Consider the following 9,382-nt stretch of genomic DNA (forward strand, 5'->3'; position numbering starts at 1 on the left):
ACGAGCCATACTCTTTTGTGTAGAAAAAACGCAATGGACTAAGTAGTTTCAGAATTAGGTTTCGGAAAGCAAGCATTTGAGGGGAGTATGCAATGAATGCAAATAGAGAAATCGTTGCAGTCGTAGCTGGCGGCGCAGTCAGCACGATGGCAATGGCGACGGCCGCACAGGCCGATCCGCAGGAATTCGCCGGGTTCTATGGCGGTCTTGGGATCAGCACGACAGCTGGTCAGTTCCAAGATCTGGACTATGACTACGGTGTGAGCGCCAAGCCGGACTTTTCGATCTTCGCAGGTCACAACTGGGCAGGCGAAAGCTTGGTTTATGGTGTCGAACTGGCCTATTCGCCAGGCCACACCTATAACGGCTACGACAATGATCCCGGCTACTCCTACGGCCTGACAAACATGTTCGACCTGCGCGCTCGCGTTGGTACGGTCATCGGCGAAAGCAGCATGCTTTATGCAAGCCTTGGCTACTGGACCGCGCAGTCGATCATCGAGGATGATCTTGATGGCAACCCCAACGGTATTTCGCTGGGCGTTGGTTTCCAGACCAACCTTGATAACGGCATGTTCATTGGTGCAGATCTGACTGGTCGTCAGGTCATGAACTACAACGAAGAAGGCGGTGGGTCGGATGATAAGATCCGTTCGCCTCTGGTAACTGCCGGTGTTCGGATTGGTTTCCAGTTCTGATCTAAGAACGAGATCACGATAAAAAGAAAGGCCGCCTTCGGGCGGCCTTTTCTTTGGTCAGTTCGCTTACGCCATTTGTGTAAGGGCGCGGAAGTCGATCTTGCCGCTGTCGGTCAACGGCATCTTCTCGATTTCGTGGTATTGGCCGATGCTCAGGTATTTCCAGCGTTTCGACAAGGCGCGATCCAGATCCGCACGCGAGACATTGTTGGCGTTCGCGACGAAGATTTCCAACTGCTCCATCCCGTGTGGATCCTTCGTCGCAGCCACAGCAAGTTCCGCTCCTTCGGGAAGATGTGTGCCAAGCCAGAAGTGAATTTCGTCCAATGAGAACTTTGACCCGTTAAGGTTCAGAATGCGTTTCATGCGTCCGGTGACGAAATACGCATCGCCGTCTCGTTTACCCCAGTCCCCGGACACAAACACGCCGTCATTGAAGCCCGTTCCGCCCTGCAACTGATCCTCTCCCAAATACGCGCGGGGTGCCTCGACGGGAAGCCGAATGCCAATGATCCCCTCTTCCGCGTCTGGTTGCACCTTTAGGGTCTCGTCGAGAAAAATGATGTCAACATCATCGCGGAACAGATATCCGATCTCGCCCGGTTGGCGCGCAGTGCCTTCGGCGACAGGTCTGCGAAAGAGGGCACCGGTTTCCGTCGCGCCGAACGAGGTGACGATCGACGCGCGTGTAACTGTTGAAAGCTCTGCCAGCAATGGATCAGGTGCCTGCGCCCCCCCGATCTCGATTTCTTCGAGTGTCGATAGATACTGCGTGGCGTTTGGCATTTGCAGCGCCTGCTGAATGACCGCAGGCATGGTCATCAGATGCGAGACCCGCCAAAGGTTGGCAAACTGGAGCGCTTTGGAGCTGTCTTTGTCCAGCGCAACCACTGACCCACCTGCCAAGATCACTGACAGGTTGTTGTTCATGGCAAGGCCTGTGTTGGCCCCGGCAGTGGTCATAAAGCGTATCCGCTGCAGGTCGTCTTCCGGGATCGTACGCATGGCCAACACATCATGCAGTCGGCTGGCTTCGGGGAAGTTTACAAACCGGGGTTGGCCCGTGGTACCTGAAGTCGAGAAAACGAAGGTACCGTTGCCGCGGCTGCTTGGCGCGCCCAGCTCTGGAACCGCCCCCATCAGGGTAAACCATTCTGGGCTGATGATGATCTGTTTGTCCTCAGGAAGGTCCGGATGGGCTTTTGTTGATATGACCCTGTCGAAGTCGATTCCGGCGGCCATCGCACGTTCAACCGGCGCGAAAATGACACTCAGGGAACGTTTTGACAGAAGCAGTGCAAAAGCGATCACCATCTCGGCCCGCGCGGTGGAAAGAACCACCACGTCACCTTCGCGCACGCCACGGGTCTGAAGCTGCATATCCAAAACGCCAACCAGATCGAGAATGTCTTGAAAAGACATCTGGCTGCTTTCCGTAATCAGCGCAATTCGGTCGGGGAAAGTGTTCGCTGTACGCGAAAACAGATCAAACAAACTTGCGGTCATTCATATCTTCCACTGTCTGAAGCAAGGGGTCATTTCCATTGCGTATTTCGGATAGCACAACAGTAGAAAAGGTGCGAGGCTTCAGATAGTTCCTTGGACGTTCGAACAGCAAGGTGACACAGATGGGCAGTACATTTTCAGAGCGGATCGAGAGAGTTTGCACCGCGTTCGGTCGCCAACCGGCCTTCATCGAGCCAAGCGGCGGCGTGGTCACTTTTCAGGATTTCTTTGATGCGATCTTGCGGTTTGCTGAACGGATGTCCCAAGCGGGGGTGCAGCCGGGGCATCATGTTGTCGTCGACCATCGCGAACCGGTTGCCTTTGCCGCCCTGAAGTTTGCGATCATGCGCCTTGGTGCCTATCCGATCGCCGTCACGCCCGAGACCATGCTGCAAAATGGTCCAATCCGGGTTGATTGGTCTATCGTTTCCTCGGATGGCAAGCTTACTGACCATCCCAATTCGCTCGTTTTCGATGCTACGTGGGCGGGGCCTGCAGAAACCTACACTCCGATTACGCCGGGCGGCGGGATCATTCACGCGACATCGGGCACCACCGGGCTTCCCAAGTTGCGTCGTGATACCGAAGAGGTGTTCATGGCACGTATCAACAACGGCCTCGTCGCACGGGGCGAACTGAACGGGCCGGTTCTGGTTGCGCATAATTATGGAACTTTGATCGGTATTAAATCCGTGGCCACGGCGCTGTTGCAGATGCAGATGCAGATGCCGATGCTGTGGTCTGTCGAGCAAACGCTGACAACGTTGGTGGATTGCAAGGTTACCCATGCGTTTGTGCCACCTATCCACCTGAAACGCTTGGCAGAGTTCGCTGCGGATGCCGACATCCAAACGCCGTTGCTTGAGCGCATCAATGTTGGAGGCGGTGCGCTGTCGGCCAGCTTTGCGCAGGATTGCGAACGCATCTTCGGTGCCGAGGTTTTTACCGACTACGGCAGTACCGAGACTGACACTATCGCCTGTGCGCGGGCGCGTAACACCGAGGCGACCCCGGGATTGGTCGGACGTATCTGGCCGGGGTTCGACTTCAAATTCGTCACTGAAGATGGCGCGCTTTCCCCCACAGAAACAGGAGGGGAGCTGTTTATGAAGCCCCCTCGGAATTTGCAGACCCAGAACTATCCTGGCGACGAAGCGCTGGCGGATCAAGACGGCTGGGTCTCGACCGGGGACATAGGGCATTTGCAAAAAAGTGGGGAGCTTGTTCTGGTTGGCCGAAAGTCAGACCTGATCAACACAGGCGGGAACAAGGTGTCCCCAATGGTGGTCGAACAAGCCATCCTGAAGATGGGTATGGTGTCGGAGGTCGCGGTGTTCCGCCTGCCCACTGAGACTGGAATTGACGCTGTTGGGGTCGCTGTCTCCGGGGGGGCGGAATTTGACGTTGAAGCGCTTGAGCGGTGTTTGAAAAGCGGCTTCAACGCCTTGTACGAGTATAGAGTCTTCCTGAGAGACAGGCTGCCCTATGGGGAAACAGGTAAAGTGAAACGGGATGCACTCACCGCAGAGTATTCGGCGGGATGATACAAATCCCCATATGACGTGGAGAGGGCGCAGGAAGGCTGATTGACCGAACTCAAGGTAACTGACCTTAGGCCGCGCACGCTGAGGGAACCAATTAGGCCCCCTGAAATCGCGCGATCCTGAAACAGCGCTAACTCGTGATTTCGTCCAATCTCATAGGGCATAAGTCCTGCATTGAGCGGCCCAGTTTCTAGGCTGCCCTTTGAAGATACTTGCGATCTGCGGGACCTCGTTCCTTGTCACCCTCTGGTCACCAAAACCAAACTTAACGAATTTCTACCAGTTTGCACGAAAGTGCACTTTTAACTTGGATTGCCGCAGTTCCAGCGAGCCGTCAGTTAGGTTCACTTCCACCCATTTCCGTTCAATCACCTCGACTGACCTGACTGACTGATCTCTCTCATGGCATGCAAGAGGTCAGCGGTTCGACCCCGCTAGGCTCCACCAAATCTCTTTCCCAGATTAGATAATAGTTTGAACAGGTTAGGCGGTATCCGTCTACCGTTCGCACATCGTGTCACCAGTTTGCATGCAGTCCTGTGTCACCTCTGTGTCACTCGATTTGGGTGAGAGATGTGGTGAACACGCCGAAGCAACCTGTGGAACTATCGCAGCGTACTGCGGCTTCGGAGCACAAGTGACGAATGTTGCGGTAGTTTCGACGCAGGCAATGGAAAAACGAGGACTGAACCAAGTTGGAAGAGGTCAATCTGAATTATTCGATCTTCAGTTTAATCGGGTATCACGGAATCGTTGTTTAGTACTGCATCGCTAAGAACTGCGAGACAGAAGATGATGAAATAGTGCCGCTAACATCGTGAAACGCTTGGGCTGACGAGCCCTATGTCCAGCACAGGCTTTGCTTGTTGGTTAAAGAGCTTCTTTCATTGTGTTTGCATGGGCAAGGTAGGCGGATTTTTTGTCCTCGTCCATCCTGTCCCAATTCCGAAAGACATGTCCCAGACGTGGATTGGACCGCAACTTGGCTTGGTTTCGGATAAGGAAATCCCAATAGAGTGCATTGAACGGGCAGGCGGACTCGCCGGTTTTCTTCTTCACGTCAAATCTGCATTGGCCGCAGTAATCAGACATTTTGTCTATATAATTACCGCTCGCCGCATACGGCTTGGATCCGAGCAGGCCACCATCGGCAAACTGGCTCATCCCGATGACGTTTGGCGCCTCGACCCATTCGTAGGCGTCCAAATAAACGGCCAGGTACCATTCATGAACTTGCTTGGGATCCACGCCGGCCAGCAAGGCAAAGTTTCCGGTCACCATTAACCGTTGGATATGATGTGCGTAGGCGTATTCACGGGTCTGGCCGATTGCTGCCGACAAGCAGGCCATATCGGTTTCGCCGGTCCAAAAGAACGCGGGCAAATCACGCTCTGCAGAGAAGAAATTCTCATCAGTATAACCGGGCATCTTCAACCAATAGACACCGCGAACGAATTCGCGCCAGCCGATAATTTGCCGAATGAATCCTTCGGCGGCGTTGAGTGGTGCGTCGCCATCAAGATACGCCTTTTCGACGTGGCGGCATACTTCTAGTGGGTCTAGCAGGCCGACATTAATGTAGAGCGACAGAACCGCGTGATACAGAAATGGTTCTCCGTCCAGCATCGCATCCTGATAGTCCCCGAAATGGGGTAGTGAGTGTTCGATGAAATGGCTGAGAGCATCATGCGCGCCGTCCCGTGTGACGGCGTACCAGAACGGGCGAAGCGTGCCGAAATTGTCGGCAAACTCGGCCTCGACCAAATCAAGGACCTCGTTTGTAATGGCGTCCGGACTGATCTGAAACGGCTGGGGCATGAACAAGTCGCGTTTGGCGGGTTTGCGGTTCTCTGCATCGTAGTTCCACCTGCCGCCCTCGGGCTGATCGTCCTGCATCAGCAAGCCGGTCTTCCGGCGCATCTCGCGATAGAAAAATTCCATTCGAAGCTGTTTGCGTCCCTTGGTCCAGCGTTGAAACTCTGCATGGCTGGCCAGGAACCGAGTGTCTTCCAAGTAGTGAACGTCCACGTGCAGTTCATCAGGCCAGGCCTGCATGTCGGCTTTCAACCGATACTTGCCCGGTTCGGTCACGATTACACCGCCGGCGCGGTGCTGGGTGACGGCACGCTGAACCTCGCCGCGTAGCGATCCAGTGTTTTCAGGATCGGTCAGGCGCGTATAACTGACTTGCCACCCGGCTGCCCTAAGCTCCTGGGCAAAATGGCGCATGGCCGAGAATATGAACGCAATTTTCTTTTTGTGATGCGGGACATAGGTGGCTTCATCGAGAACCTCTGCCATCAGAACAATGTCTTTATCCGGGTTCGCGTTCCTCAATGCATCCATGTCGGGTGAAAGCTGATCCCCTAGGATCAGAACGATACGTGGGCGGTCGCTGGTGGTACTCGGTTCAGAGGGCGCGCTCACCATGGAACCCTTTTCCCGGCCCAGTCGAAAAACTGTCCGCTGTCGTCAGGCGTAAGGTTGTCGATGACATTCAGCAGGTTGCTCGCCGCGTCTTGTGGGGGAACCGTCTTATGTTGCGGGTAGTTCCGTGTGAACTCCGTCTCTACTGTACCGGGGTGTAAGGCAGAGCAAACCAGATGCTTATGCGTGCGTTTCAATTCGATCGACGCCGTTCTGATCACCTGGTTGAGGGCAGCTTTTGAGGCGCGGTAAGAATACCAGCCGCCAAGGCCATTGTCCCCGATCGATCCAACACGCGCGGAGAGTGCCGCAAAAACGGTTCTCTTATCTTTTGGCAACAAGCGCTTGGCATGTTTCAGAACCAAAGCAGGCCCAATCGTGTTCACCGCGAACAGATTTTCCATCTCATCTGCGGACAAGGCAAACAGCGACTTTTCCGGTCCTTTTTCGCCCGACAAGATGCCGGTCGCCACGATGATCCTGTCAAACTGGGGCTGAAGGCGTCCAAGGGTCGTAGACACAGCATCTTCGCTGGTAATGTCCAGACCGTCCCGCGAGCGAGAAAGGCATGTCACATGCGTTCCCCTCGCCTTCAGTTCATTTGCCAAGGCCTGACCGATGCCACCTGAGGCACCAATGACGAGTGCATGTTCTTCCAAAGCCGATCTCCTGATTAGTTGAGAGAAACGATCGCGGCATTCAGGGCTGAGGCAAAACCCACCCAAGCGATGTATGGAGCGAAAAGCAAAGCGGACGGTCGATCTGATTGCCACGCTGCCCGAATAAAGACCGCTATGGTCAGTAGCAGGCAGAGGATGATGACAAGCGCCAACGCGGGCTTCTGAGCGGCAAAAAACACCGGCGACCAAGAGAAGTTCAAGGCCATCTGAATTATCCAGAGGCGCTGCAAATTAGCGAGATATTTGTGCCGCCATACGCGCCAGCCAACGAAGGCGATTGCCAAGTACAACACCGACCACACTGGTCCAAATAACCAGTTCGGTGGATTGAAGAAGGGTTTTTGCAGGTTCTGATACCATTCGCCCGGCGCGGTGAGCGTTCCAATAACGATTCCACCTCCCATGACCAAAACTAGGAAAAGAAGAAACGAACCGACGTTTTTCATGAGGACCTGCCGGTTACCTTCTGCATTTTCGTAAAACCGCTCACGATTACGGGACGAGCTCTTAAGAACAGACTGTAAAACACTTCCAAAACGCGCACTGCGCCTGGAAGGCCTGCCAGCCTTGCCAGCCAGCGCCAGCCTGGGACGAGACGCCAAACCTCGACGAACGCCTGCGCGCCAGAAACTTGCCGACCGTCAGCCAATCGAACATGGAACCGTGCCATCGCTTCGGTTCTGTTGATCCTTCCATCCCCTGAAAATCGCTCGGATGAAACGTCGATGAACTCCAATGCCTTTTCACGATCAGACCGTTTGTAGTATCCGATTTCCGACACACACAGCGGGCATGAGCCGTCGTAGAAAAGGGTCAGTTTAGAGGGGGTAACGTTGCGCGCAAGTTTCAAATCAGAACATCCCCGATAGACCCGCAGGACGCGGTCAATTTCAGTGTTTTCGCGCCAAAGGCTGCCAAAGCGAGCGCGTGCAACATTGCTAATCGGATCATTTCAGCGTCTCCTATTTCTTCTATTACGGCTCAAAGGGGCCTTTGGACCACTCGAGGTTCGAAGCATGACGGGATTTCCCAGAGTCTTTTCCAGAGTGGTCGAGGGGCAGTCGAACGCTTTCGCTGGCAAGTCCTTGAAACATTGAGCGACCAAACACAATTTCATTGTAGCGCTATTGAATTGGGATGAAGGTCAATGAAAACACTTGCGGCGGCTCTGGGCTTTTGCCTTTCATTCGGTTGTTTCGCGACATCCGCTTTCGGAGAACAAGTGATGCTGGAAACTTTTGACAATGCCCCCCAAAGCCGTTGGGAGTTTTTTGCCGACACTGTTATGGGCGGCGTCTCAACAGGTCAAGTCCGCTTTCAGAAGGAGAATGGGGCTGGGTATGCGCGAATGACAGGTAATGTCAGTACTGAAAATCGTGGTGGCTTCATTCAGTTCCGAACAGAACTCAGCACGAAGCTTTCAAACGATACAAAGGGTGTAAGGCTCATCACCCGCGGGAACGATCAAACGTATTTCATACATCTTCGCACTGGCGGAACGGTGCTGCCGTGGCAGTATTACCAAGCAAGCTTCGAAGTCACGTCACAGTGGACGGAAGTGCGCATCCCATTTTCTGCCTTCAAGGCATCTGGCCGGATGCTCAGATCGGAACCACGCGCAGGTTCGATAAAGTTACTAGGAGTCGTGGCTTATGGTCGAGACCACCAAGCCCAAGTCGATGTTCAGGAAATTGGCTTCTATTGATCGTCAATGCCGCTTTTCCAGTTTCGCCTGATCACACACAAATTGTATTCTGGCCGTAGTTTTGCATACCCGGCCTCGATGCGCCCGCTATGAGTTTCCTTGCTTGAGGTTCGATTCATATCCAAACCTCGCTTTCTACTTACCCCGAAGAAGTGGCGCAATTTTTGAGCAAAAGAGATTGGGATAAGCATCCTAATCAGATCAGTTTTTTGTATTAGCCTTTCGGAAAACCATGAGCGTGATGAAAACACCCGCGATCAAAAGTACATGCCCTATGGCTGTAACGCCAAACACAAAATAGCTGCCAACCGAAATAGAAAACACTGCACTCCACATCCAAGCCAGCACTTGCATTAGCATGTGAGCAGTAGGCAACGAGTAGTTTCTTAAGGGGTTCTGTGACTCGTCCATTACAGCGTCCCAAGAACCTTTGATGAAAGCACTTATAGTCATTGTTTTTCTCCTCCTATAAGTAAAATACGCGAGACTCAGTGCTTTGGATCATTTGGACAACCCTTTCCACATTGTGAACTTAAAGGTTTTAACTCGTTTGAGTTGGTGCACTACGGTTTGAGTAACGCATACCGATCCAGAAATTATTACATGGTCTAAGGTGTGTGTCTGGGCCGACACAGACAACTCGAGCGTCACCGCTTCAACTACGTGCTGCATTCCAGAAACGTTTGGTTGATCAGCCCCACCTAAATGGTCCAGTTTGAATGTTAGTGCATGATTGGCGTTTGTTCCATCGGGACGATGGTTTCAGGGGCCGGTGGGCGGTAGCCCAGAGCACTATGCGGTCGTTTGGTGTTGTAGTGTTTT

General features: G+C 53.5%; 10 protein-coding genes. 3 read left to right on the forward strand and 7 right to left on the reverse strand.

From position 1 onward, the window contains the following. Positions 1 to 92 precede the first annotated feature (92 nt). Positions 93 to 698 (forward strand): outer membrane beta-barrel protein, encoded by a 606-nt coding sequence (locus tag MWU53_RS13525; protein ID WP_247094178.1) that lies wholly within the window; start codon positions 93 to 95, stop codon positions 696 to 698. A 66-nt stretch (positions 699 to 764) separates the two neighbouring features. Here the strand turns inward: MWU53_RS13525 and MWU53_RS13530 are convergent, their stop codons facing one another. Next, positions 765 to 2,204, reverse strand: a complete 1,440-nt coding sequence (locus tag MWU53_RS13530) for a class I adenylate-forming enzyme family protein (RefSeq protein WP_247094179.1) — start codon at positions 2,202 to 2,204, stop codon at positions 765 to 767. Positions 2,205 to 2,326: 122 nt separating this feature from the next. On the opposite strand from MWU53_RS13530, the gene MWU53_RS13535 reads away from it, so the two are divergent. Further along, on the forward strand, positions 2,327 to 3,748 hold the full coding sequence (locus MWU53_RS13535) for a class I adenylate-forming enzyme family protein (RefSeq protein ID WP_247094180.1): 1,422 nt from the start codon (positions 2,327 to 2,329) through the stop codon (positions 3,746 to 3,748). 870 nt (positions 3,749 to 4,618) lie between these two features. Here MWU53_RS13535 and MWU53_RS13540 read toward each other — a convergent pair. From MWU53_RS13540 to MWU53_RS13555, 4 genes are read right to left on the reverse strand one after another with little or no spacing between them, the layout of a single operon-like run. Next, positions 4,619 to 6,175: a cryptochrome/photolyase family protein gene (locus MWU53_RS13540; RefSeq protein WP_348647043.1), complete on the reverse strand. Its 1,557-nt coding sequence runs from the start codon at positions 6,173 to 6,175 to the stop codon at positions 4,619 to 4,621. Further along, positions 6,172 to 6,834 (reverse strand): SDR family NAD(P)-dependent oxidoreductase, encoded by a 663-nt coding sequence (locus MWU53_RS13545; protein ID WP_247094181.1) that lies wholly within the window; start codon positions 6,832 to 6,834, stop codon positions 6,172 to 6,174. Before MWU53_RS13545 ends, MWU53_RS13540 begins: the two co-directional genes overlap by 4 nt. A 14-nt stretch (positions 6,835 to 6,848) precedes the next feature. Further along, a complete protein-coding gene (locus MWU53_RS13550; protein WP_247094182.1) occupies positions 6,849 to 7,301 on the reverse strand; it encodes a TspO/MBR family protein in 453 nt (150 codons plus the stop codon). Continuing rightward, a complete protein-coding gene (locus tag MWU53_RS13555; protein WP_247094183.1) occupies positions 7,298 to 7,705 on the reverse strand; it encodes a DUF393 domain-containing protein in 408 nt (135 codons plus the stop codon). Before MWU53_RS13555 ends, MWU53_RS13550 begins: the two co-directional genes overlap by 4 nt. Positions 7,706 to 8,002: 297 nt before the next feature. Between MWU53_RS13555 and MWU53_RS13560 the strand changes: the two genes are divergently transcribed. Beyond that, the gene (locus MWU53_RS13560) at positions 8,003 to 8,560 is read left to right on the forward strand and encodes a CIA30 family protein (protein WP_247094184.1); all 558 of its coding nucleotides are present in this window, start codon (positions 8,003 to 8,005) and stop codon (positions 8,558 to 8,560) included. A 201-nt stretch (positions 8,561 to 8,761) separates the two neighbouring features. On the opposite strand, the gene MWU53_RS13565 is transcribed toward MWU53_RS13560, so the two are convergent. Together MWU53_RS13565 and MWU53_RS13570 are read right to left on the reverse strand one after the other, a co-directional pair. Further along, positions 8,762 to 9,013 carry a hypothetical protein gene (locus MWU53_RS13565; protein ID WP_247094185.1) on the reverse strand — a complete coding sequence of 84 codons (252 nt, stop codon included), beginning with the start codon at positions 9,011 to 9,013 and terminating at the stop codon, positions 8,762 to 8,764. Between the two features lie 269 nt (positions 9,014 to 9,282). Further along, positions 9,283 to 9,382 (reverse strand): integrase core domain-containing protein (locus tag MWU53_RS13570; RefSeq protein ID WP_247094194.1); only part of this gene is annotated, 100 nt, incomplete at its 5' end.

The sequence above is a fragment of the Aliiroseovarius sp. S1123 genome, assembly GCF_023015885.1.
Classification (GTDB): Bacteria; Pseudomonadota; Alphaproteobacteria; order Rhodobacterales; family Rhodobacteraceae; genus Aliiroseovarius.

What these genes read in the sequence shown, in the direction of transcription:
- MWU53_RS13525 (WP_247094178.1), top strand. Translation starts at nt 93, where the DNA reads ATGAATGCAAATAGAGAAATCGTTGCAGTCGTAGCTGGCGGCGCAGTC.
- MWU53_RS13530 (WP_247094179.1), bottom strand. Translation starts at nt 2,204, where the DNA reads ATGACCGCAAGTTTGTTTGATCTGTTTTCGCGTACAGCGAACACTTTC.
- MWU53_RS13560 (WP_247094184.1), top strand. Translation starts at nt 8,003, where the DNA reads ATGAAAACACTTGCGGCGGCTCTGGGCTTTTGCCTTTCATTCGGTTGT.
- MWU53_RS13535 (WP_247094180.1), top strand. Translation starts at nt 2,327, where the DNA reads ATGGGCAGTACATTTTCAGAGCGGATCGAGAGAGTTTGCACCGCGTTC.
- MWU53_RS13550 (WP_247094182.1), bottom strand. Translation starts at nt 7,301, where the DNA reads ATGAAAAACGTCGGTTCGTTTCTTCTTTTCCTAGTTTTGGTCATGGGA.
- MWU53_RS13565 (WP_247094185.1), bottom strand. Translation starts at nt 9,013, where the DNA reads ATGACTATAAGTGCTTTCATCAAAGGTTCTTGGGACGCTGTAATGGAC.